Here is a 23,236-nt window from a genome sequence, read left to right as displayed (position 1 = left end):
GCGGGTTGAAGGTGCCTGTGAATCACCCGCACAAGGGGAGACCCTGATGAATTACAACTGGGACTGGGGCGTGTTCTTCAAGTCCACCGGCATTGGCAGCGAGATCTACCTGGACTGGTACATCACCGGCCTGGGCTGGACCATCGGTATCGCTGTCGTGGCCTGGATCATTGCCTTGCTGCTGGGCTCCGTGCTCGGCGTGATGCGCACCGTGCCCAACCGCTGGGTATCGGCCATCGGCACCACTTACGTGGAAATCTTCCGCAACGTACCGCTGCTGGTGCAACTGTTCATCTGGTACTTCGTGGTGCCCGACCTGTTGCCCGAAAGCTTCCAGGAATGGTTCAAGCAGGACCTCAACCCCACGACCTCGGCCTTCTTGAGCGTCGTTGTGTGCCTGGGACTGTTCACCGCCGCGCGGGTGTGCGAACAAGTGCGCACCGGCATCCAGGCCCTGCCCCGAGGCCAGGAAGGCGCGGCCCGGGCCATGGGTTTCAGCCTGCCGCAGATATACTGGAATGTGCTGCTGCCCCAAGCGTACCGGATCATCATTCCGCCGCTGACCTCCGAGTTCCTCAACGTGTTCAAGAACTCCTCGGTCGCCTCGCTGATCGGCCTGATGGAGCTGCTGGCCCAGACCAAGCAGACCGCCGAGTTCTCGGCGAACCTGTTCGAGGCCTTCACCCTGGCCACGCTGATCTACTTCACCCTGAACATGAGCCTGATGCTGCTGATGCGTGTGATCGAGAAAAAAGTCGCGGTGCCCGGCCTGATTTCCGTGGGGGGCAAGTAAATGGATTTCAGTGGAATCATTCCCGCCCTGCCCGGCCTGTGGAACGGCATGCTGATGACCCTGCAACTGATGGTCATGGGTGTGGTGGGCGGTATCGTGCTGGGCACCTTGCTGGCGCTGATGCGCCTGTCCTCCAGCCGGCTGCTGTCCAATGTCGCGGGCGCCTACGTCAATTACTTCCGGTCTATCCCGCTGCTGCTGGTGATTACCTGGTTCTACCTGGCGGTGCCCTTCGTGCTGCGCTGGATCACCGGCCAGGACACCCCGGTGGGTGCGTTCACCTCTTGCGTCGTGGCGTTCATGATGTTCGAGGCGGCGTATTTCTGCGAGATCGTACGCGCTGGCGTGCAGTCCATCTCCAAGGGCCAGATGGGCGCCGCCCAGGCTCTGGGCATGAGCTACGGCCAGACCATGCGCCTGATCGTGCTGCCCCAGGCGTTTCGCAAGATGACCCCGCTGCTGTTGCAGCAGAGCATCATCCTGTTCCAGGACACCTCGCTGGTGTACACCGTGGGCCTGGTGGACTTTCTCAACGCGGCACGGGCCAATGGCGACATCATCGGCCAGTCCAACGAGTTCCTGATCTTCGCGGGCCTCGTCTACTTCGTCATCAGCTTCTCCGCCTCGCTGCTGGTCAAGCGTCTGCATAAAAGGTTAGCCGTATGATTTCCATCAAGAACATCAACAAGTGGTATGGGGACTTCCAGGTGCTGACCGACTGCAGCACCGAAGTCAAGAAAGGGGAAGTGGTGGTGGTGTGCGGCCCGTCGGGCTCGGGCAAGTCCACCTTGATCAAGTGCGTGAACGCCCTGGAACCGTTCCAGAAAGGCGACATCGTGGTCGACGGCACCTCCATCGCCGACCCCAAGACCCATTTGCCCAAGCTGCGCTCGCGGGTGGGCATGGTGTTCCAGCACTTCGAGCTGTTTCCGCACCTGACCATTACCGAGAACCTGACCATCGCCCAGATCAAGGTGCTGGGCCGCAGCAAGGAAGAAGCCACTGCCAAGGGCCTTAAACTGCTGGAGCGGGTGGGGCTATCGGCGCACGCCCACAAACACCCGGGCCAGTTGTCCGGCGGCCAGCAGCAACGGGTAGCCATCGCTCGCGCACTGGCCATGGACCCCATCGTCATGTTGTTCGACGAACCGACCTCGGCGCTGGACCCGGAGATGGTCAACGAAGTGCTCGACGTGATGGTGCAATTGGCCCATGAAGGCATGACCATGATGTGCGTCACCCACGAGATGGGCTTCGCCCGCAAGGTCGCCAACCGGGTGATCTTCATGGACAAGGGCCAGATCGTCGAAGACTGCCCCAAGGAAGAGTTCTTCGGTGACGTCAGTGCCCGCTCGGAACGGGCCCAGCACTTCCTCGCCAAGATCCTGCAACACTAAAGCCTGGCGGCGGGTGGCTTTCGCGCCACTCGCCGCTGGCAGGCCCCAAGGCACTGTGATGAAATGCGCCCCTGATCATTCCCGTGCGACCTCGCCTGCCTTTGCCGTGAAACCCCGTCTGATCCGCCAACTGTTCCTGCCCCCGCTGATCCTGCTGCTGACCGTGAGCCTGGGCTATGCCGGCTACCGCGCCAGCCTTTACAGTGGCATTCGCGCCCTGAGCGAAAGCGGCGAGCGCCAGCTGGAGCTCAACGGCCGCGCGGTAGAGAGCGAGATCAACAAATTCACCTTCCTGCCCAGCCTGTTGGAGCTGGAAGGCAGCGTCTCGACCCTGCTGGCCGACCCCGACGCCGAAGGCCACCGCCAGGCCGTCAACGACTACCTGGAAGGCCTCAACCGCCGCAGCCACAGCAGTGCCATTTACGTGCTGGACACCACCGGCCGCGTGCAGGCCAGCAGCAACTGGCGTGACGCCAACAGCTACCTGGGCGAGGACCTGTCCTTCCGTGCCTATTTCCAGGACGCCGTGCGCGGCCAGGATGGGCGCTTCTATGGCATTGGCACCACCACCGGCGAGCCCGGTTACTACCTGGCCCACGGACTGGAAGAACACGGCAAGATCGTCGGCGTGGCGGTAGTGAAAGTGCGCATGGAATCATTGGAGGAGCGCTGGCAGAAAGCGCGCCTGGAAGCCTTCGTCAGCGACGAGAATGGCATCATCATCCTCTCCAGCGACCCTGCCCGGCGACTGAAATCGGTGCGGCCACTGACCCCGGAGATCAAGGAGCGCCTGGCCCGCAGCCTGCAGTACTACTGGTTCTCGCTGACCGAACTGCAACCACTGGAACGCGAAACCCTGGCCGACGGCGTGGAGCGCCTGAGCTTCCCCGCGGCCGGCAGCCAGCGCGAAGTCAGCTACCTGGCCCAGACCCGGGAATTGAAGGATACCCCCTGGCATTTCACGCTGCTCACGCCGCTGCAAGACCTGCGGCGCGAAGCCGTGATCCAGGGCGTACTGGTGGCAGTGGCCTTCGGCCTGGTAGCCTTTTTCCTGATTGCCTGGAATGAACGCCGCAAGGTCATCGCCACTCGTCTGGCCGCGCGTGAAGCCCTGGAAGAAGCCAACAGCCTGCTGGAGCGGCGCATCGCCGAACGCACGGAGAACCTGCGGGCCAGCAACGACCGCCTCAAAAGCCAGATTCGCGAACGCCGCCAGGCCGAGGAAACCCTGCGCCGGGCCCAGGACGAACTGGTGCAGGCCGGCAAGCTGGCGGCCATCGGCCAGATGTCCACCAGCATCGCCCACGAACTCAACCAGCCGCTGGCGGCCCTTCGTACGCTGTCGGGTAACACGGTGCGCTTTCTGGAGCGCGGCGCCCTGGACATCGCCAGCACCAACCTGGTGACCATGAACCAGTTGATCGACCGCATGGGCCGCATCACCGCCAGCCTGCGCTCGTTCGCCCGCCGTGGCGAAGACCGTGGCCGTGCCTCCCTGGCGCAGGCGGTGGACGCCACCCTGCAAGTGCTGGCCGCGCGCATCGAAGGCCTCGGCGTGCAGGTACACCGCGAATACAGCGACGTGCAGCTGCCCATCGGCCAGACCCGCCTGGAGCAGATTCTCGGCAACCTGGTGGGCAATGCCCTGGACGCCATGGCCGACTCCCCGCAACCCACCCTGTGGCTGCAAGGTGACCGCCTGGACGATGGCCGTTACCGCCTGCGGGTGCGCGACAACGGCCATGGCATCGACGCCCAGGCCCGCGCGCAGCTGTTCGAACCCTTTTTCACCACCAAACCGGGCGAGCAAGGCCTGGGCCTGGGCCTGACCCTGTCGGCGAGCCTGGCGGCCGCCGCCGGCGGCAGCCTGGGTGCCGAACACCCGGATGAGGGCGGTACGGCCTTCGTCCTGACCTTGCCGCCGCTCAACCCGCTACCGCCCACCTCACCAGTCGAGCCATCATGAACACCTCGCTTACCGTTCTGATCGTCGAGGACGATCCTCATGTGCTGCTGGGTTGCCAGCAGGCCCTGAGCCTGGAAGACATCCCCTGCCAGGGCGTGGGCAGCGCCGAAGAAGCGCTGGCGCTGATCGGCGACGATTTCGCCGGCATCGTCGTCAGCGACATCCGCCTGCCGGGCATCGATGGCCTGGAGCTGCTCAACCGCCTCAAGGCCCGTGACCCCAGCCTGCCGGTGGTGCTCATCACCGGCCACGGTGACATTTCCATGGCCGTGGGCGCCATGCGCAGCGGCGCTTATGACTTCATGGAAAAACCCTTCTCCCCCGAGCGCCTGGTGGACGTGGTGCGCCGCGCCCTGGAGCAGCGCGGGCTGGCCCGCGAGGTTTCGTCGCTGCGCCGCCAGCTGGCCAGCCGCAGCACGTTGGAGGGGCGCATCATCGGCCGCTCGCCGGCCATGGCGCACTTGCGCGAACTGATCGCCAACGTCGCCGACACCTCGGCCAACGTGCTGATCGAAGGCGAGACCGGTACTGGCAAGGAATTGGTGGCGCGCTGCCTGCACGATTTCAGCCGCCGCCAGGCCCACCCCTTCGTGGCGCTCAACTGTGGCGGCCTGCCGGAGAACCTGTTCGAGAGCGAAATCTTCGGCCATGAAGCCAACGCGTTCACCGGCGCCGGCAAACGCCGCATCGGCAAGATCGAGCATGCCAACGGCGGCACGCTATTCCTCGACGAAGTGGAAAGCATGCCCATGAACCTGCAGATCAAGCTGCTGCGGGTGTTGCAGGAACGCACTCTGGAGCGTCTGGGCTCGAACCAGAGCATCGAGGTGGATTGCCGGGTGATCGCCGCCACCAAGGCCGACCTCGACGAGTTGAGCCGCAGCAATGGTTTTCGCAGCGACCTGTATTACCGCCTCAATGTAGTAACGCTTGAGTTGCCGCCATTGCGCGAACGTCGCGAAGACATCCTGCAACTGTTCGAGCATTTCCTGGAGCAGTCGGCCCTGCGCTTCGACCGCGAGATCCCGCCCCTCGACAACCAGACCCTGTCACGCCTCATGAGCCATGACTGGCCGGGCAACGTGCGTGAACTGCGCAACGTGGCCGAGCGCTATGCGCTGGGCTTGCCGGCCTTCAAGAAAGCCGGGGCCCAGCCTGCTGCGGGCGTGGGCTTCGCCGAGGCCGTGGAAGCCTTCGAGCGCAACCTGCTCAGCGACGCGCTGGCGCGCAACAACGGCAACCTCAGCCAGGCCAGCCTTGACCTGGGCATGGCCAAGACCACGCTGTTCGACAAGGTCAAGAAGTACGGTTTGAATTGAGTATCGCTCGCCTCCCTATGGTGCCGGGCGCCAACTCGGGAGGCAGGCGCTGCGGTGGTTCAGGGACTATGCGGCGTATGGGACGCGGCCGGGTCCGCTGCTACAGGCCCGCCATGGGAGTGTCGCGCAGCTTCTGCGCGTCCAGGTACGGCAACACCGCCGCTAGCAATGGCGCCTTGAACGCTTCCTGGAAACGGTGGGCCAACCCCGGGATCAACTTCAACTCGCTGCCACGAATGTGCGCCGCCAAATGCACCCCATGCATGACCGGCAACAAGGGGTCGGCCGTGCCATGCACCACCAGGGTCGGCACCCGCAGGCTGTCGAGCAAGGCCACCCGGCTGGGTTCGGCGAGAATTGCCAGGATCTGACGCTTGACGCCCTCGGGGTTGAACGCCCGGTCATAGGACACCGCCGCCTGCTGCAACAGCACCTTGCGGTCGTCGATTACGTCCGGGCTGCCCAGGGCGGCGAGCAGATCGGCTTGCTGCTCCAGGGCCACCTCGCGATTGGGGGCACCGCGCCGGGCGAGCAACTGCAGCAACGCAGGGCTGGGCATCGGCAAGCCCGGTGCACCAGAGCTGCTCATGATCAGCGTAAGGCTTTCCACCCGCCCAGGCGCCATCGCCGCCATGTGCTGGGCAATCATGCCGCCCATGCTCGCCCCCAGCAGATGAAAGCTGGCAATGTGCAGGCTGTCCATCAAGCCCAGGCCATCGCCGGCCATGTCCGTCAGGCTGTAAGGTGCCGACACCGGCAGCCCCAGCTTGTAGCGCAGTACTTCGAACGTCAGGTTGGCACTGTCGGGCGCCTGCACCCAACCGGACAGGCCCACATCGCGATTGTCATAGCGAATGACCCGAAAGCCCTGTTCGCACAGCGCCATCACCACCTCATCAGGCCAGTGGATCAGTTGCCCGCCCAGGCCCATGACCAACAGCAGCGCCGGGTCGTTGTCGCGCCCGATGCTCTGGTACGCCAGGTTGACGTCCTTGAGCAGTGCATGACGCACCGGGACGTTCACATCACAGGTTGAAGCCGCAAAGGAAGTCAGGCTGCACAGCAGTGCCGCCACGAAAAGTAATGCCCGCATGAAAACACCAAAAACGCAGATCCCCAGTAGAGCGCGAGTGTGATGAAGTTCGTGCGGGCGCGCTGCCACATTTCAGTGACAGTTTGATGAACCTCGCCCAATGGTCACTCAGGTGGTGATGGGGCAGGCATGCCGCTCCGGGCGCAGATCCGGCAGCAAGCCGCCCAGGTCCGCCAGCCAGCGGGCGCCCACCAGCCACAGGTTGTCGCCAAAGCGGCGACGGGCCGGTTGCAGTTGGGCCTGCACCGTTTCCAGCTCGCAGCGCCACAGGTCGGTGTCATCGATGGCCAGGCCCAGGGACAGCACCTTGTAACTGGGCACTCGGTCCAGCACCGCGGTGAGCTGGGCCGGGGCATTGGCCAGGTCCACGTGCAAGCCGTCCACGGGCAGGTGCGCGGCCAGGCCGAGGTTGTCCTGCAACGGGCCGCCATACACGGCCAGCAGCTTTTTCAGCGGCGAATATTGAAGAATGTGGTAAGCCCGCTCGAAGGCGCCTGTCCACGCCTGGGGCAATGCCTGGGCGAGGACAGGCTCGTCGATCTGCACCCACTCCACGCCCAGGCGCGCCAGCTGGGTGAAGATCTCCCCATACACCGGCAGCACGATCTCCAGGCGGGCCAAGGCCCGCACGTCGCCACCATTGGCCTGGTCCAGCCACAGGTAGCTCAGCGGCCCCATCAGCACCGGCCTTGGGGTTTCGCCGCGGCCACGGGCTTGCTCGACCTCGTCCAGCAGGCGTTGGGTGTAGAACGACAGGTCGCGGGGGGCGGTGGTGGCCATGGGGGTTCTCCGTATTCGATGGCGCTATTATCGACAACCCGTGCAACATGAGACAAACTCAATAAATTCGTGTTGATCACAAAATTTACTCATGGAGGCAAGCATGCTCGAGATCCGTCACCTGAAAACCCTGCACGCTTTGCGCGAGGCCGACAGCCTGGTGGAAGCGGCCGAGCGCCTGCACTTGACGCAATCGGCCCTGTCCCACCAGTTCAAGGAATTGGAAGAGCGCCTGGGCCTGCCGCTGTTCATGCGTAAAACCAAACCCATCCGCTTCACCAGCGCCGGCTTGCGCCTGCTGCAATTGGCGGACGCTACCCTGCCTCTGCTGCGCGGCGCCGAACGTGACATCGCCCGGTTGGCGGGTGGCACCGCCGGGCGCTTGCACATGGCAATCGAATGCCACAGCTGCTTTCAGTGGCTGATGCCCACCATCGACCAATTCCGCGACGCCTGGCCGGAAGTGGAACTGGACCTGGCCTCGGGCTTCGCTTTCGCGCCGCTACCGGCCCTGGCGCGGGGTGACCTGGACCTGGTGGTCACCAGTGACCCGCTTGACCTGCCCGGCATCACCTATGTGCCGCTGTTCACCTACGAAGCGATGCTGGCAGTGGCCAACCAGCATGCATTGGCCAACAAGCCCTATATCGTGCCCGATGACCTGGCCAGCGAAACCCTGATCACTTACCCGGTGGAACGGGACCGGCTGGATATCTTCACCCGCTTCCTGGAGCCGGCCGACGTCGAACCCGCCCAGGTTCGCACCTCGGAGTTGACGGTGATGATGATGCAACTGGTGGCCAGCGGCCGTGGCGTGTGCGGCATGCCCCACTGGGCGCTGCATGAATACAGCTCGCGCGGCTACGTGAAGGGCAAGCGCCTGGGTGAGAAAGGCCTGTTCGCCACCCTCTATGCCGCCGTGCGCGCCGACATGCTCGACGCGCCGTACATGCGCGACTTCCTGCTGACCGCCAAGGACACCTCGTTCTCGACCCTGGATGGCGTCAGCGCGGTGCGTTGAGCCTATTCACGAAGCACTGGCTACCCGTGCAAGGGGGACGCGGTATTACCCGGCGGTGTACAGCGGCAGGATATGGTCGCGGGTCAATGGTGCCAGTTCCAGGTAAGCGTGACTGTGCCGATCCACCCACACGGCTTCCTCGATCTCGGCGGCGGCTTCGACGGCCCCCTCCACCTGGACCCGGAACAGCTCGCAGCGCACTTCGAAGCCAGGCTCATTGGCCGCCGGGGCGCTGAACGCACCGAGGTAAACAGCCGCGGCCGTATCGATGCGTACCCCCAGTTCCTCGTGCAGCTCACGGGCCAAGGCATTCACCGGCTGCTCTCCCGGCTCGATCTTGCCACCGGGCTGCATGAACGCCTGGGTATTGCGCTTGCGCACCAGCAAGGTCTTGCCATCCGGCCCAATCAGCAGCGCAGCGGCAATATGGATGATTCGGCTCATGGTGGCTCCCCAAAAAAGCGTCAATCATACCCAATGCCGGCACTCTCTGCCGCCAGGGCAACCCGCAGTGCCTTGCAACTTGCGCGCGCTTCACGCATCAATAGTCCATGAACCTGCCCGCCTCCCAAGACCCGGCGCTCAACGGTTTCCACCCCGCCGTGCGTGCCTGGTTCCAGCACAGTTTCCCGGCCCTGACCCCGGCCCAGGCCCGCGCCTGGCCGTTGATCAAGGCCGGTGAGTCGCTGTTGGTGGCCGCCCCCACCGGGTCTGGCAAAACCCTGACGGCATTCCTCGCGGTGCTCGACGACCTGGTGCACCTGGGCGACGCGCTGCCGGAACAGACCCTGGTGGTGTACATCTCGCCCTTGAAGGCGCTGTCCAACGACATCCAGATCAACCTGCAACGACCCCTGGCCGGCATTGCCGAGCAACTGCAGGCGCTGGGCTTGCCGCCCGTGTCGATCCGCACCGCGGTGCGGACCGGCGATACACCGCAGAAAGAACGAGCGGCGATGCGCAAGCGCGCGCCGCACGTGCTGGTGAGCACGCCAGAGTCCCTGTATGTACTGCTGGGCTCAGCGTCAGGCCGGGCAATGCTGGGCAATGTGCGCACGGTGATCGTCGATGAGATTCACGCCGTGGCCGCCAGCAAGCGCGGCAGCCACCTGGCGTTGAGCCTGGAGCGCTTGCAAGGCTTGTGCGCGGCGCCGTTGCAGCGCATCGGCCTGTCGGCCACCCAGCGGCCCATCGAGCGGGTGGCACGCTTTCTGGTGGGCCATGAACGCCCATGCGCGGTCATCGACATCGGCCACGCGCGGCCACGTGACCTGGCCATCGAGGTACCGCCGGTGCCGCTGGGCGCGGTGATGGCCAACGACGTGTGGGAATTACTGTACGACCGCTTGGCCCAATTGAGCCGCGAGCACCGCACCACCCTGGTGTTCGTCAACACCCGCCGGCTGGCCGAGCGCCTGGCCCGCCACCTCAGCGAACGCCTGGGCCGCGATGCCGTGGCCGCGCACCATGGTAGCCTGGCCAAGGAGCAGCGCCTGGAAGCCGAGCAACGGCTCAAGCGCGGCGAGCTGCGCCTGTTGGTGGCCACCGCATCCCTGGAATTGGGGCTGGACATTGGCGAGGTTGAACTGGTGTGCCAGATCGCCTCGCCCCGCTCCATCGCGGCCTTTCTGCAAAGGGTAGGGCGTTCCGGCCACCAGGTGGGCGGCATGCCCAAGGGCCGGTTGTTCGCCACCTCCCTGGATGACCTGATCGAATGCACCGCGTTGCTCGATTGTGTACGCCGCGGCGAACTGGACACCCTGCACATTCCCGTGGCGCCGCTGGACGTGCTGGCCCAGCAGATCATCGCCGAGGTCAGCTGCCAGGAATGGCACCAGGACGCGCTGCTGGCCTTGATCCAGCGGGCCATGCCCTTCGCGTCGCTGGACCCGGCGCATTACCACGCGGTGCTGGCCATGCTCGCCGACGGCTACAGTGGCCGCCAGGGTGTGCGCAGCGCCTACCTGCACCGCGACGCCGTCAGTGGCACCCTGCGCGGGCGCCGCGGCGCGCAGCTGACCGCGGTGACCAGCGGCGGCACCATCCCCGACAATGCCGATTACAGCGTGGTGCTCGAACCCCAGGGTTTGAACGTGGGCACGGTCAACGAAGACTTCGCCGTGGAAAGCATCGCCGGCGATATTTTTCAGCTCGGCAACACGTCCTATCGCATTCTGCGGGTAGATACCGGCAAGGTCCGGGTGGAGGACGCCCAGGGCCAGCCGCCAAACATTCCGTTCTGGCTGGGTGAGGCGCCTGGGCGCAGCGACGAGCTGTCGTTCGCCGTGGCGCGCCTGCAGGGCCTGGTGGACGAGCAACTGGGCACCCATGCCGGACACCTGCCGGCAGTGGTGCAATGGCTCGCCGATACCCTGGGGCTGGGCACCGACAGCGCCGAGCAACTGGTGGATTACCTGGCCCGTACCCGCAACGCCCTGGGGGCGCTACCGTCCCATGACACCCTGATCATGGAGCGTTTTTTCGACGAGTCCGGCGGTACCCAACTGATCATCCACACGCCCTTCGGCAGCCGGGTCAACCGCGCCTGGGGCCTGGCCCTGCGCAAGCGCTTCTGCCGCACCTTCAATTTCGAACTGCAGGCCGCCGCCAGCGAAGACGCCATCGTGTTGTCGTTATCCACCAGCCACAGCTTTGCCCTGGAAGACGTATGGCGTTACCTCAACAGCAACAGCGCCGAGCACCTGCTGATACAGGCTGTGCTCGATGCCCCGCTGTTCGGTGTGCGCTGGCGCTGGACCGCAAGCATTGCCTTGGCCTTGCCGCGCTTCCTGGGTGGGCGCAAGGTCGCGCCCCAGGTGCAGCGCATGAAAAGCGAAGACCTGACCGCCACGGTGTTCCCCGACCAGATCGCCTGCCTGGAGAACATCGCCGGCGAACGCGAGATCCCCGACCACCCGCTGGTGGAGCAGACCCTCGATGACTGCCTGCATGAGGCCATGGACGCCGAGGCCTGGCTGGCCCTGTTGCGGCGCATGGAGCAAGGCCAGGTGCGGTTGATCTGCCGTGACCTGCCCGCCCCCTCGCCGCTGGCGGCGGCCATTCTCAATGCCCGCCCCTATGCCTTCCTGGATGATGCGCCTCTGGAGGAGCGACGCACCCAGGCGGTACTGGCCCGGCGCTGGAGCGAGCCACAGAGCGCCGACGACTTGGGCGCGCTGGACGGTGACGCCATCGATGCGGTGGCAGGTGAAGCCTGGCCAGCGCCGACCCGTGCCGATGAAATGCACGAAGCCCTGATGCAGTTGGCGGCACTGGGCAGTCATGAGGCGGGCGCGCAACCGCAGTGGCAAGGCTGGCTGCAACAACTGGCGGCCAGCGGCCGCGCCTGCCTGATGGACGTGGGCAATGAACAGCTGCTGTGGCTGGCCGTGGAGCGTTTGCCCCTGATGCAGGCGCTTTACCCGGGGGCCACCTGTGTGCCCGCCTTGGCCCCACTGCCCGGCTTCGACGCGGCGTGGGATGTCGACGCCGCGGCCCAGGAGCTGATCCGCTCGCGCCTCAGCGGATTCGGCCCACTGCGCTTGGGCGAAATTGCTGCGCCGCTGAATCTGCCGCTGCCCAGGGTGGAACAGGCCCTGGCTCAGCTGGAAGGCCAAGGCTACCTGCTGCGAGGCCAGTTCCGCCCCGGCATGCGCGACAGCCAGTGGTGCGAACGCCACCTGCTGGCCCGCATCCACCGCTATACCCTCAAACGCCTGCGGCGAGAAATAGAGCCGGTCAGCCTGCAGGATTTCATGCGTTTCCTGCTGCACTGGCAGCATCTGGAGGCCAGCACGCGCCTGCAGGGCCAGGCGGCGCTCGCTGAAGCACTGGAGCAATTGGAGGGTTACAGTGCCCCAGCCGGTACCTGGGAGAGCGACCTGCTGCCCAGCCGCGTGCGCGACTACAACGGCCAGTGGCTGGATGACGCCTGCCGCACCGGGAAAACCGTGTGGACGCGGCTGGCCGCCAGCGGCAAACCACTGACCGCCACCTTGCGCAGCACCCCGATTGTCCTGTTGCCCCGGGCACGCGCCAACCTGTGGCGCGGCTTGTCACCGGCGGTCGAGCCCGATGCGTTGTCGCCCAAGGCGCGCAAGGCCCATGACCTGCTGGTCCAGCATGGCGCGCTGTTTTTCGACGAATTGAGCAGCGAGGCGCATCTGCTGCCCAGCGAGCTGGAGACCGCCTTGCAGGAGTTGGTCTCGGCCGGGCTGGTCAGTGCCGACAGCTTCGCCGGCTTGCGCGCACTCATCACGCCGGCCAGCAAACGCCAAGGCCGCAGCGCCCGTCGCGGGCGCGGAGCATTCATCGGCGGCATGGACGACGCCGGGCGCTGGGCCCTGCTGCGCCCCGTCGGCGCGCCCGCCGCCGACCCACTGGAAGCCGTGGCCATGACGTTGCTACGCCGCTACGGGGTGGTGTTCTGGCGTTTGCTGGAGCGCGAAGCCGACTGGCTGCCCAGTTGGCGCGAACTGCTGCGCACCTTCCACCGCCTGGAAGCCCGTGGCGAGATCCGGGGCGGGCGGTTCGTCAGCGGCCTGGCCGGTGAACAGTTCGCCCTGCCCGAGGCCATTCCGGTACTGCGTGAGGTACGCAAGCGGCCGCTGGACGGTGGCCTGGTGATGGTCAGCGCCAATGACCCGTTGAATCTGGCTGGCACCCTGCTACCCGGCACCAAAGTACCCGCCGTGAGCGGCAACCGCCTGGTGCTGCGCGACGGTCTGCCGGTGGCAGCGCTACTGGCCGGCAAGCCAGTGTACTGGGAGCCCGAAACCGCGGCGTTGCGCGAGGCACTGACCCGCCATTGATCCGCTGCTGTGCGTAGGACGCGTAGCAGCGGACCCGGCCGCGTCACACGCACCGCCCAGCACCGGGTACACCGCAAGCACCCTCTACCCAGCGTCACCACAGGATGGCTGGCAGCCCGCAGAGCTGTGCTAGCATTGCTGACCCTTTGCGAGAGCCACCATGCTGATCCCCCACGACCAACTGTCACCCGAAACCCTCACCCTGCTCATCGAGGATTTCGTCACCCGTGACGGCACCGACAACGGCGACGAAACCCCGCTGCAGACCCGCGTGGAACGCGTGCGCCATGCCCTGGCCAAGGCCCAGGCCTTCATCGTCTTCGACCCCGAAAGCCAGCAGTGCACGCTGATGCTCAAGCACGATATCCCCCGTGAGCTGTTCGACTGACGCCGGTCAGGAAGCCTCCTCCTCGGCAGGCAGTTCACCTGCCTGCCTCGCCATCTGCGCCTGTATTCGTCGATGGACCTCCGCCCGGTGGATATCGACATTCCTGGGCGCCTGAACCCCCAGTCGAACATGACTGCCCCGCACTTCCAGGATCTTCACCCATACATCGTCACCGATGACGATCGTCTCCCCCACTACCCGTGTCAGCACCAACATTGTCCCGCTCTCAATCCATTTGAATGAGTAACGAGACTGCGCCGCGAAGGCGGCACTATCAATGCATCCACGCTAAAAGAGGGATGCCCTACAGGTGCGAATTGAAAAGGACTACAGACCTTTCTTAGTAATTACCGGACGGATGCATACAATTAAACACCATTGAATAAAGTTGCACGGTCATGAACTCTGCAACCTCGGCCCCCACAGAATGATGCTGGCGCCCACCACGCAAAACGCAGCCCCCCACCAGTCGCTGCCGGACGGACGCACGCGCTCCACCACCGCTAGCCAGGCCAGCGACGTAATGATGTAAAGGCCACCATAGGCGGCATAGGCGCGGCCGGCGTACGCCGCTTCGACGCGGGTCAGCAGCAGGCCGAAACAGGTCAGGCTGAGCAGCGCAGGGGCGATCCACCAGGCGCTCTTGCCCAGCCGCAACCACAGGTAGAAGGCATAACAGCCGGCAATCTCGAAGAGCGCGGCGAGGAAAAACCACAGGTAGTTGAGCACGCAGGCCTCCTTGGGCGAAAAAAACCCGGGCGCCTGGCCCGGGTGCTCAAGGATACGCCAAGCCTATTCGCCGCTGCGCCCTTGGCGAGCCTTGGCGCGCATCTTTTCCGCCATGCTGGCCATTTCGTCATAGAGCAATTGCGGGTTCTGCTGCTTGAGCTGCCAGGCCATGCGCCCCTGCTCGTGGGGCAGGATCATGAACTCGCCCGCGGCCACGCGCTGGAAGATGTAGTCAGCGATGTCGGCGGCACTGATAGGCGAGCTTTCCAGCAACTTGCCCACCTGGGCTTTCATGGCCGGCGTAGGGCCGCGGAAGGAGTCCAGCAGGTTAGTCTGGAAGAAGGACGGGCATACCACGTGCACCCGCACTTCCTGTTCGCGCAGTTCGGCCAGCAGGCTTTCGGACAAGGCCAGGACGCCTGCCTTGGCGACGTTGTAGTTGCTCATGGCCGGGCCTTGCATCAGCGCCGCCATGGACGCGATGTTGATGATGGTGCCCTTGCTCTGTTCCAGCAGAGGCAGGAACGCCTTGCAGCCCTTGACCACGCCCATGAGGTTGATCGCGATCTGCCAGTCCCAGTCCTCCAGCTGCAGCTCACTGAAAAAGCCCCCCGAGGCCACGCCGGCGTTGTTGACGATCACGTCGATGCCGCCCAGTTTCTCTTCGCACGCCTGGGCCAAGGCGGTCAGCTGGCTGTAGTCACGCACATCGCAGCGCTGCACGAAGCCGTCGCCCCCCGCCTCGCGGACCAGGCGCAGGGTTTCCTGCAACCCCGCCTCGTTGACGTCGGACAATGCCAACTGCCAGCCCTCGCGCGCCCAGCGCAAGGCAATTTCGCGGCCCAACCCCGAGCCGGCGCCAGTGATCATCATGCGGTTGTGCATAGCCCATGCCCCGTTGTTCTTGAATGGTAGGGGCAGTCTAGTGAAGGAACATCAGCGGCTCATTCACCATCAGGTTAGTGAATGGGTGAAGCAAACAATCGGCAGACGACCGTTAAAATAATTTGCACTTTTCTCAGCGACGCGTAGTCCGAGGTATTAAGCGGTCAAGGTTTTCACTGACGCTAAAAACCTGCACCCTAAACGTCGAATAAGGAAAACGCCATGGGCACCATACTTATCATCATCCTCATCCTGCTGTTGATCGGTGGTCTTCCTGTATTTCCACACTCCAGAAGCTGGGGTTACGGGCCGTCGGGCATTATCGGCGTGGTATTGGTGGTCCTGCTGATATTGGTATTGCTTGGCAGGATATAAACGCTAGCGTTCCATGAAAAAAGGCAGCCTTGGCTGCCTTTTTTCATGCCCGATGAAATCAGTGGGCCACAGCCCCACTGGCACCCAGGCCGGTTTGCGAACGCACGAACTGTGGCATGAACAGCGCCTGCTCGTCGGCCGCAGCCTTGGACTTGTCGGTGATGGAGAAGAACCAGATGCCCACGAACGCAATGATCATGGAGAACAGCGCCGGGTATTCGTAGGGGTAAATGGCCTTTTCATGCCCCAGGATCTGCACCCAGATGGTCGGGCCCAGAATCATCAGCCCCACGGCGCTGATCAAGCCCAGCCAACCACCGATCATGGCGCCGCGGGTGGTCAAGCGCTTCCAGTACATGGAAAGGAACAGCACCGGGAAGTTGCAACTGGCGGCGATCGAGAATGCCAGGCCCACCATGAATGCGATGTTCTGGTTCTCGAACAGGATACCCAGGCCAATGGCCAGGATCCCCAGGGCGATGGTGGTGATCTTGGAGACGCGAATCTCTTCCTTCTCGTTGGCCTTGCCCTTCTTGATCACGCTGGCGTACAGGTCATGGGACACTGCCGAGGCACCGGCCAGGGTCAGGCCGGCGACCACTGCCAGGATGGTGGCGAAGGCCACTGCCGAGATGAAGCCCAGGAACACGCTACCGCCCACGGCGTTGGCCAGATGCACCGCTGCCATGTTGTTGCCGCCGAGTAAGGCGCCCGCAGCGTCCTTGAACGCCGGGTTGGTGCTGACCAGCAGAATGGCGCCGAAACCGATGATGAAGGTCAGGATGTAGAAGTAGCCGATGAATCCTGTGGCATACAGCACGCTCTTGCGCGCTTCCTTGGCGTCGGAAACGGTGAAGAAACGCATCAGGATATGCGGCAGGCCAGCGGTACCGAACATCAGCGCCAAGCCCAGGGAAAACGCCGAGATCGGGTCTTTGACCAGCCCGCCGGGGCTCATGATGGCTTCACCTTTGGGGTGAACCTTGATGGCTTCGGAGAACAGGGTGTTGAAGTCGAAGTTGACGTGCTTCATCACCATGAGGGCCATGAAGGTGGCACCAGAGAGCAGCAACACTGCCTTGATGATCTGCACCCAGGTGGTGGCCAGCATGCCGCCGAACAACACGTACAGGCACATCAGGATGCCGACCAGCACCACGGCCACGTGGTAGTCCAGGCCGAATAGCAACTGGATCAGCTTGCCGGCGCCGACCATCTGCGCGATCAGGTAGAACGCAACCACCACCAGGGAACCGCAGGCGGACAAGGTACGGATCTCGGTCTGCTTGAGGCGGTAGGAGGCGACGTCGGCGAAGGTATACTTGCCCAGGTTGCGCAGGCGCTCGGCGATCAGGAACAGAATGATCGGCCAGCCCACCAGGAAACCGATGGAGTAGATCAGCCCGTCATAGCCGGACGTGAACACCAGTGCCGAGATACCCAGGAACGAGGCTGCCGACATGTAATCGCCGGCGATGGCCAGGCCGTTCTGGAAGCCGGTGATGCGCCCGCCCGCGGCGTAATAATCGGCCGCCGACTTGTTGCGCTTGGATGCCCAGTAAGTAATGCACAAGGTTGCGCCGACGAACACCACGAACATGACGATGGCGGAGACATTGAGCGGCTGTTTTTGCACGGCGCCGGTAATGGCATCGGCGGCGAACAGTGCCGGGGCGAATGCCAACAGGCCCAGGCTGGCCAATAATCGCTTGATCATTGTTGTGCCTCCCGCAGGATTTCGTTGTTCAGGTCATCAAACTCGCCATTGGCCCGGCGCACGTAAATGCCGGTCAGCACGAAGGCACTGAGAATCAACCCGACACCGATAGGAATGCCCCAGGTGATCGAAGAGCCCGCGGACAGTTTTGCCCCGAGTATATGGGGGCCGTAAGCGATCAACAGAATGAACGCGGAATAGAGCCCGAGCATGATCGCCGAGAGTATCCAGGCGAACCGTTCACGTTTTTGCACCAGCTCCTTGAAGCGCGGGCTGTTTTGTATCGATAGGTAAATGCTGTCGTTCATTGTTTTTGTCCTCGCAGCACAGATGGGGTGGAACTATTCCACTTTAGGCTGCTGTGGAAGACGCTCCAGACGACCTTAGTATTAGATCGACATTACGACTTTGCCACTCGGAAAACTTGCATAGCTAACTATGACAATAAAAAGCATTCCCCATGACACTGAAAAGCCGCCGGGGCAATAAACCCCGGCGGCTCTGGAAGTTGCGATGTAGAGCGGTCAGTTGATTATTTGGCAGTCCATTCGGCAACACGGTCAGGGTGTTTGGCCACCCAATCCTTGGCCGCGGCTTCGGGTTTGGCGCCGTCTTGAATGGCCAGCATCACTTCGCCGATTTCGTCCTTGGAGTTCCAGTGGAAGTTTTTCAGGAACGTGGCGACTTCAGGTGCCTTGGTGGCCAGTTCCTTGCTGCCAATGCTGTTGACTGTCTCGGCCGCGCCATAAACGCCTTTCGGGTCGTCGAGGAAACGCAGCTTCCACTTGGCGAACATCCAGTGCGGCACCCAACCGGTCACGGCGATGGACTCATGCTTGTCGTAAGCGCGGCCCAGTTCGGCGGTCATGGCGGCGCCAGAGCTGGCCTGCAGCTTGTAGCCCGTCAGGTCGTAGTCCTTGATGGCCTGGTCGGTCTTGAGCATCACGCCGGAACCTGCGTCGATGCCGACGATCTTGTTCTTGAAGCTGGTATCGGTCTTGAGGTCGGCGACGGACTTGGCGGTAACGTATTCCGGCACGATCAGGCCGATCTTGGCGTCCTTGAAGTTGGGGCCGTAGTCGACCACCTTGTCTTTGTTCTTCGTCCAGTACTCGCCGTGGGTCACGGGCAGCCAGGCCGAGAGCATGGCGTCCAGTTTGCCGGTGGCGACACCCTGCCACATGATCCCGGTCGCCACCGCCTGCAGTTTCACCTTATAGCCAAGCTTCTGCTCGATCACTTGCGCGGCCACGTTCGTGGTGGCGACGCTGTCGGACCAGCCATCGACGTAGCCGATGCTCAACTCAGGTTTGCTATCGGCGCTGGCCAGGGTCGAACTTGTAGCAAGTACGAGAGCGGCGGCCGCCCCCAGCATTTTTCGCATATTCATCCAGACTTCCCCAAAAGGCTGCGCTCGACGAGGGTCGAGCATCGATCGTGTGCGGCGCGGGCAAGACGCCATGGACTGCACCTTGATGATCAACCTCATGCCTGGAGCATCCTGCTCTGGCTGCGACCTCGATACAGCGAGAAACGACATCACTATGCCAGTAGCGACCACCGTCTCCACTGGCCTGCCCGAACTTTGCATGGCAAATGCGCTGGATTCACGCAAATACAGGTAACATGCGCGGCTTTGTTGCCTGACGAAAATAGACGATGCCTGCCACTGCCCGCTCAACGCTGTCGCCCTACCTGCTCGCCTGTTTGCTCGGCCTGCTTGCCCTCGTCGGTTTCTGGTACGACCTGGGCAGACCGGTGGTACTGCCGGACGCCGCCACGGCCACCCACAAGCTGCAATGCGCCTCCTACACGCCGTTCGACAAAGACCAGTCGCCCTTCGACCAACCGTTCACCCTGCGTCCCGAGCGCATGGACGCCGACCTGGCGTTGCTGGCCACGCGCTTCGAGTGCATTCGTACCTACTCCATGACCGGGCTGGAAGGCATTCCGGCCATTGCCCGCAAGCACGGCCTGAAGTTGATGATAGGGGCCTGGGTCAATGGCAACCCGGTGGACACGGGCAAGGAAATCAAGGCGCTGATCAAGGCGGCCAACGAGAACCAGGACGTGGTGACGGCGGTGATCGTCGGCAACGAGACCTTGCTGCGCAAGGAAGTCACTGGCAAGCAACTGGCACGGCTGATCGGCGAGGTGAAGCGCCAGGTCAAACAGCCCGTGACCTATGCCGACGTCTGGGACTTCTGGTTGCAATACCCGGAAGTGGCGCCGGCGGTGGACTTCCTGACCATCCACCTGCTGCCCTATTGGGAAGACAACCCTACCGGCATTGACGCCGCCCTCGCCCACGTGGCCGACGTGCACGACAAATTCGCCAAGCTGTTCGCGCCCAAGGACATCTTGATCGGCGAGACGGGCTGGCCCAGCGAGGGGCGCCAGCGCGAGACCGCCCTGCCCAGCCGGGTGAATGAAGCACGGTTCATCCGCGGCGTGGTAACGATGGCCGAACAGCGCGGCTGGCACTACAACCTGATCGAAGCCTTTGACCAGCCCTGGAAGCGTGCGAGTGAAGGCGCGGTAGGTGGCTACTGGGGCCTGTTCGATGCCGACCGCCAGGACAAGGGCGTACTGCAGGGCCCGGTCACCAATGTGCCCTTCTGGCCGCAGTGGTTGGGCGCTGGCGTGGTGCTGTGGCTGGCGACCCTGGTGTTTGCCGGCCGCGTGGACAACCGCCGCAGCGCCTTGCTGCTGCCGCTGGTCGCCGCCGTGGGCGCGGGCAGCCTGGGCGCCTGGGGCGAACTGGTGCGCATCAACGCGCGCTTTGCCGAGGAGTGGGTGTGGGCGCTGCTGCTGGTGGGCCTGAACCTGGTGGTGCTGGCCCATGGCACCTTGGCCCTGGCAGCGCGCGGCGGCTGGCGCGAGCGCCTGTTTGCCTGGCTGGAACGCCGGGCTGACTGGTGGCTGGCCGGCGCGGGGTTCGCGGCTGCAGTGATGATGCTGGCGCTGGTCTTCGACGCCCGCTACCGCAGTTTCCCGAGCGCCGCCCTGGTATTGCCGGCGCTGGTATACCTCCTGCGCCCGGTGGCCGTGCGCAAGCCCGAGGCCCGCTTCGTTTCCGCCGTCGTGGCGGTGGGCATACCGGTGCAGCTGGCTATCGAAGGGCTGCAGAATCAGCAGGCCTGGGGCTGGGCGCTTGTCAGCGTATTGATGGCGGGTGCGCTGCTGCGCAGCTTGAAGGTTTCGCGCTAAGCCCTTTGCGAGCTTTGCCCGGTCCTGCGAGGAGACTACCTGCTAGACCAGGCGAAGCTCGGGAACCCGCTGGAGCGGCCGCTCAGCGGCGAACCAGGCGCAAGCCAGCAATCACCACCGCGAACACCGCCAGGCTGGCGCTGTAGAGCACCAGCGCCGGGATGCCGATGACCAGCGCCAGGGCCGCCAGCCACCAGCCCAGGCAGCGCGGAACGAAGAACGCCACCACCGAGGTGACCAGCGCCGCGATGGCGATGACCCGGAAGTGAATCAGGTAGCCCAGGCCCGAACGCAGCTGGCACTCCCACCGCCCGGCCTCGTCGCTGCACAACCCCACCCAGCGGGCGTCTTCCATCAGCCCATAGCGCACGCCATAACTGGCCGCCAGGCTGAGGGCAACCAGGACAAAAAGCACGATCAGCGACGTACGGCGGGACATGGCACACTCCGGAAGGGAAAATCGGCGCCAAGAATAACGGTCCGCACCCGTTATGCAAGGTGAAATCCCCGGCACGGGCTATTGTGTCTGCAGGATGTATCACAGCCGTACAATATTTTGCGTGCCAAATGCATCCATCCTTGGCAACTTGCCACCAGCGCGGTTGTCAGAGGCTGCGTACTTCACTTTGCTTTCGCCTTTTTAGGGGCTCCGTCATGCTTCGAATATTGCACTTCGCTGCCCTCGTGGGCGGCCTCATTCTGAGTGCGTCCGCGCTGGCCAAAGATATCGACGCCGCCAGCTATGGCTACCCGCTGACCAATCCGTTCGAAGCCACCATCGCCTCGACCCCACCGGACCTGCGGCCCAAGTTGCCGGTGGACGACGACATCAAGCAGTCGGACTACACCCTGAACCTGCGTCCTGAACGCGAGTTCACCCTGCCGGACAACTTCTGGGCCGTGAAAAAGCTGCATTACCGCATGGCCACCCAGGACCACGCCGCGCCGCTGATTTTCCTCATCGCCGGTACGGGTGCCCCGTATAACAGCAGCCTGAACGAGTACCTGAAGAAGCTCTATTACCAGGCCGGCTACCACGTGGTGCAGTTGTCATCGCCCACCAGCTATGACTTCATGAGCGCCGCCTCGCGGTTCGCCACCCCAGGGGTCACCAAGGAAGACGCCGAAGACCTGTACCGCGTGATGCAGGCCGTGCGTGCCCAGCATCCCAAGCTGGCGGTCACCGACTATTACCTGACCGGCTACAGCCTGGGTGCGCTGGACGCGGCCTTTGTCAGCCAACTGGATGAAACACGCCGCAGTTTCAACTTCAAGAAAGTGCTGCTGCTCAACCCGCCGGTGAACCTGTATACCTCCATCAGCAACCTCGACAAGCTGGTGCAGGCGCAGGTCAAGGGCATCAGCAACACCACGACGTTCTACGAAGTGGTGCTGCAGAAGCTCACGCGCTATTTCCAGCAGAAGGGCTACATCGACCTCAACGATGCGTTGCTGTACGACATTCAGCAATCCAAGCAGCACCTGTCCAACGAACAGATGGCCATGCTGATCGGTACCTCGTTCCGCTTCTCGGCGGCCGATATCGCCTTTACCTCCGACCTGATCAACCGCCGCGGGCTGATCACCCCGCCCAAGTTTCCGATCAGCGAGGGCACCAGCCTGGCGCCGTTCCTCAAGCGCGCGCTGCAGTGTGATTTCGACTGCTACCTGACCGACCAGGTCATCCCCATGTGGCGCGCCCGCACGGACGGTGGCAGCCTGCTGCAACTGGTGGACCAGGTGAGCCTGTACGCCTTGAAGGACTACTTGCACGACAGCCCGAAAATCGCTGTGATGCACAACGCCGACGACATCATCCTCGGCCCGGGCGACCTGGGTTTCCTGCGCAAGACCTTCGGTGATCGCCTGACCGTTTACCCGCACGGTGGCCATTGCGGCAACCTCAACTACCGCGTCAACGCCGACGCCATGCTGGAGTTCTTCCGTGGCTAAGACTTTATTCCTGGCCGCCGCACTGCTGTGCGCCGGCATGGCCCACGCCGACGACACCACCACCCCGGTCGACGGGGACGGTTTCACCGAGCCGCTCAAGCAGCTCACGTTCAACCCGGGGCTGGACCAACGTGAATTCGAACGTGCCAGCCTCACCGCGCTGAACGTGTACGACCCGCTGGAGAACTGGAACCGGCGCGTGTACCACTTCAACTATCGGTTCGATGAATGGGTGTTCCTGCCCGTGGTCAATGGCTACCGCTACGTGACCCCCAGCTTCCTGCGCACCGGCGTGAGCAACTTCTTCAGCAACCTGGGTGACGTGCCGAACCTGGTCAACAGCCTGTTGCAGCTCAAGGGTAAGCGCTCGCTGGAAATCACCGGCCGCCTGCTGCTCAACACCACCGTCGGTATCGCTGGCCTGTGGGACCCGGCCACCAAGATGGGCCTGCAACACCAGACCGAGGACTTCGGCCAGACCCTGGGCTTCTACGGCGTGCCCGGCGGCCCGTACCTGGTGTTGCCGATCTTCGGCCCGTCGAACCTGCGTGACACCACCGGCCTGCTGTTCGACTACGGTGCCGAGTCGCAGATCAACTTCCTCAACGTGTCGCAGGAAAGCAGTCGCCACCCGGAAATCTGGGCGTTGCGCGCCGTGGACAAGCGCTACACCACCAGCTTCCGCTATGGCTCGCTGAACTCGCCGTTCGAGTATGAGAAAGTGCGCTACATCTACACCGAGTCGCGCAAGCTGCAGATCGCCGAGTAATCCCAGCCCTTGCAGCAGAGGATTCCTGCA

22 protein-coding genes are annotated in these 23,236 nt (G+C 63.7%); 12 read left to right on the top strand and 10 right to left on the bottom strand.

What is annotated here, in order from left to right; all coding sequences use genetic code 11:
• Nucleotides 1-46: 46 nt before the first annotated feature.
• Genes HWQ56_RS06755 through aauR form a run of 5 tightly spaced genes read left to right on the top strand, consistent with a single transcriptional unit; the run spans nt 47 to nt 5,475 of the window.
• A complete protein-coding gene (locus tag HWQ56_RS06755) occupies nt 47-793 on the top strand; it encodes an amino acid ABC transporter permease (protein ID WP_158154365.1) in 747 nt (248 codons plus the stop codon).
• Nucleotides 794-1,459, top strand: coding sequence for an amino acid ABC transporter permease (locus tag HWQ56_RS06750; protein ID WP_158154366.1), 666 nt, complete (start codon nt 794-796; stop codon nt 1,457-1,459).
• Nucleotides 1,456-2,190: an amino acid ABC transporter ATP-binding protein gene (locus HWQ56_RS06745; protein ID WP_176570080.1), complete on the top strand. Its 735-nt coding sequence runs from the start codon at nt 1,456-1,458 to the stop codon at nt 2,188-2,190. The genes HWQ56_RS06750 and HWQ56_RS06745 overlap by 4 nt, the downstream gene beginning before the upstream one ends.
• A 58-nt stretch (nt 2,191-2,248) precedes the next feature.
• Nucleotides 2,249-4,156, top strand: coding sequence for a two-component sensor histidine kinase AauS (aauS, locus tag HWQ56_RS06740; RefSeq protein WP_176570079.1), 1,908 nt, complete (start codon nt 2,249-2,251; stop codon nt 4,154-4,156).
• A gap of 44 nt (nt 4,157-4,200) precedes the next feature.
• Complete coding sequence (aauR, locus tag HWQ56_RS06735) at nt 4,201-5,475, top strand: two-component response regulator AauR (protein ID WP_233270844.1); 1,275 nt, start codon at nt 4,201-4,203, stop codon at nt 5,473-5,475.
• Between the two features lie 100 nt (nt 5,476-5,575).
• Here the strand turns inward: aauR and HWQ56_RS06730 are convergent, their stop codons facing one another.
• Both HWQ56_RS06730 and HWQ56_RS06725 read right to left on the bottom strand, forming a co-directional pair.
• Nucleotides 5,576-6,568, bottom strand: coding sequence for an alpha/beta fold hydrolase (locus HWQ56_RS06730; protein ID WP_176570078.1), 993 nt, complete (start codon nt 6,566-6,568; stop codon nt 5,576-5,578).
• Between the two features lie 108 nt (nt 6,569-6,676).
• Complete coding sequence (locus HWQ56_RS06725) at nt 6,677-7,348, bottom strand: hypothetical protein (RefSeq protein ID WP_176570077.1); 672 nt, start codon at nt 7,346-7,348, stop codon at nt 6,677-6,679.
• 103 nt (nt 7,349-7,451) lie between these two features.
• Between HWQ56_RS06725 and metR the strand changes: the two genes are divergently transcribed.
• The gene (gene metR / locus HWQ56_RS06720; RefSeq protein WP_158154372.1) at nt 7,452-8,369 is read left to right on the top strand and encodes a transcriptional regulator MetR; all 918 of its coding nucleotides are present in this window, start codon (nt 7,452-7,454) and stop codon (nt 8,367-8,369) included.
• Between the two features lie 45 nt (nt 8,370-8,414).
• On the opposite strand, the gene HWQ56_RS06715 is transcribed toward metR, so the two are convergent.
• Nucleotides 8,415-8,813: an NUDIX hydrolase gene (locus HWQ56_RS06715; protein WP_158154373.1), complete on the bottom strand. Its 399-nt coding sequence runs from the start codon at nt 8,811-8,813 to the stop codon at nt 8,415-8,417.
• Nucleotides 8,814-8,920: 107 nt separating this feature from the next.
• Between HWQ56_RS06715 and HWQ56_RS06710 the strand changes: the two genes are divergently transcribed.
• Together HWQ56_RS06710 and HWQ56_RS06705 are read left to right on the top strand one after the other, a co-directional pair.
• The gene (locus tag HWQ56_RS06710; RefSeq protein WP_176570076.1) at nt 8,921-13,180 is read left to right on the top strand and encodes a DEAD/DEAH box helicase; all 4,260 of its coding nucleotides are present in this window, start codon (nt 8,921-8,923) and stop codon (nt 13,178-13,180) included.
• Nucleotides 13,181-13,340: 160 nt separating this feature from the next.
• A complete protein-coding gene (locus HWQ56_RS06705) occupies nt 13,341-13,568 on the top strand; it encodes a YheU family protein (protein WP_158154375.1) in 228 nt (75 codons plus the stop codon).
• A 6-nt stretch (nt 13,569-13,574) separates the two neighbouring features.
• Here the strand turns inward: HWQ56_RS06705 and csrA are convergent, their stop codons facing one another.
• The 3 genes from csrA to HWQ56_RS06690 all read right to left on the bottom strand — a co-directional run bounded on the left by csrA (nt 13,575) and on the right by HWQ56_RS06690 (nt 15,182).
• Nucleotides 13,575-13,784 carry a carbon storage regulator CsrA gene (gene csrA / locus HWQ56_RS06700; RefSeq protein WP_158154376.1) on the bottom strand — a complete coding sequence of 70 codons (210 nt, stop codon included), beginning with the start codon at nt 13,782-13,784 and terminating at the stop codon, nt 13,575-13,577.
• 180 nt (nt 13,785-13,964) lie between these two features.
• Entirely contained in the window at nt 13,965-14,297 is a 333-nt protein-coding gene (locus HWQ56_RS06695) for a YnfA family protein (RefSeq protein WP_158154377.1), read from the bottom strand.
• A gap of 63 nt (nt 14,298-14,360) precedes the next feature.
• Complete coding sequence (locus HWQ56_RS06690) at nt 14,361-15,182, bottom strand: SDR family oxidoreductase (protein ID WP_158154378.1); 822 nt, start codon at nt 15,180-15,182, stop codon at nt 14,361-14,363.
• A gap of 222 nt (nt 15,183-15,404) precedes the next feature.
• Here HWQ56_RS06690 and HWQ56_RS06685 point away from each other — a divergent pair, with 222 nt between their 5' ends.
• Complete coding sequence (locus HWQ56_RS06685; protein WP_009045034.1) at nt 15,405-15,557, top strand: DUF3309 family protein; 153 nt, start codon at nt 15,405-15,407, stop codon at nt 15,555-15,557.
• A 58-nt stretch (nt 15,558-15,615) separates the two neighbouring features.
• On the opposite strand, the gene HWQ56_RS06680 is transcribed toward HWQ56_RS06685, so the two are convergent.
• The 3 genes from HWQ56_RS06680 to HWQ56_RS06670 form a co-directional block, all read right to left on the bottom strand.
• Complete coding sequence (locus tag HWQ56_RS06680) at nt 15,616-17,274, bottom strand: cation acetate symporter (protein WP_158154379.1); 1,659 nt, start codon at nt 17,272-17,274, stop codon at nt 15,616-15,618.
• A complete protein-coding gene (locus tag HWQ56_RS06675; RefSeq protein WP_158154380.1) occupies nt 17,271-17,582 on the bottom strand; it encodes a DUF485 domain-containing protein in 312 nt (103 codons plus the stop codon). Before HWQ56_RS06675 ends, HWQ56_RS06680 begins: the two co-directional genes overlap by 4 nt.
• A gap of 224 nt (nt 17,583-17,806) precedes the next feature.
• On the bottom strand, nt 17,807-18,664 hold the full coding sequence (locus HWQ56_RS06670) for a glycine betaine ABC transporter substrate-binding protein (RefSeq protein ID WP_158154381.1): 858 nt from the start codon (nt 18,662-18,664) through the stop codon (nt 17,807-17,809).
• Between the two features lie 269 nt (nt 18,665-18,933).
• Here HWQ56_RS06670 and HWQ56_RS06665 point away from each other — a divergent pair, with 269 nt between their 5' ends.
• Nucleotides 18,934-20,484, top strand: coding sequence for a glycoside hydrolase family 17 protein (locus HWQ56_RS06665; protein WP_176570075.1), 1,551 nt, complete (start codon nt 18,934-18,936; stop codon nt 20,482-20,484).
• Between the two features lie 82 nt (nt 20,485-20,566).
• On the opposite strand, the gene HWQ56_RS06660 is transcribed toward HWQ56_RS06665, so the two are convergent.
• Nucleotides 20,567-20,923 (bottom strand): hypothetical protein, encoded by a 357-nt coding sequence (locus HWQ56_RS06660; RefSeq protein WP_176570074.1) that lies wholly within the window; start codon nt 20,921-20,923, stop codon nt 20,567-20,569.
• A 215-nt stretch (nt 20,924-21,138) separates the two neighbouring features.
• Here HWQ56_RS06660 and HWQ56_RS06655 point away from each other — a divergent pair, with 215 nt between their 5' ends.
• Together HWQ56_RS06655 and HWQ56_RS06650 are read left to right on the top strand one after the other, a co-directional pair.
• Complete coding sequence (locus HWQ56_RS06655) at nt 21,139-22,437, top strand: serine/threonine protein kinase (RefSeq protein ID WP_158154384.1); 1,299 nt, start codon at nt 21,139-21,141, stop codon at nt 22,435-22,437.
• Nucleotides 22,430-23,206 carry an MlaA family lipoprotein gene (locus HWQ56_RS06650; RefSeq protein ID WP_176570073.1) on the top strand — a complete coding sequence of 259 codons (777 nt, stop codon included), beginning with the start codon at nt 22,430-22,432 and terminating at the stop codon, nt 23,204-23,206. The genes HWQ56_RS06655 and HWQ56_RS06650 overlap by 8 nt, the downstream gene beginning before the upstream one ends.
• Nucleotides 23,207-23,236 lie beyond the last annotated feature (30 nt).

This window comes from Pseudomonas eucalypticola (genome assembly GCF_013374995.1).
In the GTDB taxonomy this organism is placed as follows: domain Bacteria; phylum Pseudomonadota; class Gammaproteobacteria; order Pseudomonadales; family Pseudomonadaceae; genus Aquipseudomonas; species Aquipseudomonas eucalypticola.
This window is presented reverse-complemented; position numbering and strand designations above follow the sequence as displayed.

Coding starts and splice junctions, on each gene's coding strand:
- HWQ56_RS06755 (WP_158154365.1), top strand. CDS start 47: ATGAATTACAACTGGGACTGGGGCGTGTTCTTCAAGTCCACCGGCATT.
- HWQ56_RS06750 (WP_158154366.1), top strand. CDS start 794: ATGGATTTCAGTGGAATCATTCCCGCCCTGCCCGGCCTGTGGAACGGC.
- HWQ56_RS06745 (WP_176570080.1), top strand. CDS start 1,456: ATGATTTCCATCAAGAACATCAACAAGTGGTATGGGGACTTCCAGGTG.
- aauS (WP_176570079.1), top strand. CDS start 2,249: ATGAAATGCGCCCCTGATCATTCCCGTGCGACCTCGCCTGCCTTTGCC.
- HWQ56_RS06730 (WP_176570078.1), bottom strand. CDS start 6,568: ATGCGGGCATTACTTTTCGTGGCGGCACTGCTGTGCAGCCTGACTTCC.
- HWQ56_RS06725 (WP_176570077.1), bottom strand. CDS start 7,348: ATGGCCACCACCGCCCCCCGCGACCTGTCGTTCTACACCCAACGCCTG.
- metR (WP_158154372.1), top strand. CDS start 7,452: ATGCTCGAGATCCGTCACCTGAAAACCCTGCACGCTTTGCGCGAGGCC.
- HWQ56_RS06715 (WP_158154373.1), bottom strand. CDS start 8,813: ATGAGCCGAATCATCCATATTGCCGCTGCGCTGCTGATTGGGCCGGAT.
- HWQ56_RS06710 (WP_176570076.1), top strand. CDS start 8,921: ATGAACCTGCCCGCCTCCCAAGACCCGGCGCTCAACGGTTTCCACCCC.
- HWQ56_RS06705 (WP_158154375.1), top strand. CDS start 13,341: ATGCTGATCCCCCACGACCAACTGTCACCCGAAACCCTCACCCTGCTC.
- csrA (WP_158154376.1), bottom strand. CDS start 13,784: ATGTTGGTGCTGACACGGGTAGTGGGGGAGACGATCGTCATCGGTGAC.
- HWQ56_RS06690 (WP_158154378.1), bottom strand. CDS start 15,182: ATGCACAACCGCATGATGATCACTGGCGCCGGCTCGGGGTTGGGCCGC.
- HWQ56_RS06685 (WP_009045034.1), top strand. CDS start 15,405: ATGGGCACCATACTTATCATCATCCTCATCCTGCTGTTGATCGGTGGT.
- HWQ56_RS06680 (WP_158154379.1), bottom strand. CDS start 17,274: ATGATCAAGCGATTATTGGCCAGCCTGGGCCTGTTGGCATTCGCCCCG.
- HWQ56_RS06675 (WP_158154380.1), bottom strand. CDS start 17,582: ATGAACGACAGCATTTACCTATCGATACAAAACAGCCCGCGCTTCAAG.
- HWQ56_RS06670 (WP_158154381.1), bottom strand. CDS start 18,664: ATGAATATGCGAAAAATGCTGGGGGCGGCCGCCGCTCTCGTACTTGCT.
- HWQ56_RS06665 (WP_176570075.1), top strand. CDS start 18,934: ATGCCTGCCACTGCCCGCTCAACGCTGTCGCCCTACCTGCTCGCCTGT.
- HWQ56_RS06660 (WP_176570074.1), bottom strand. CDS start 20,923: ATGTCCCGCCGTACGTCGCTGATCGTGCTTTTTGTCCTGGTTGCCCTC.
- HWQ56_RS06655 (WP_158154384.1), top strand. CDS start 21,139: ATGCTTCGAATATTGCACTTCGCTGCCCTCGTGGGCGGCCTCATTCTG.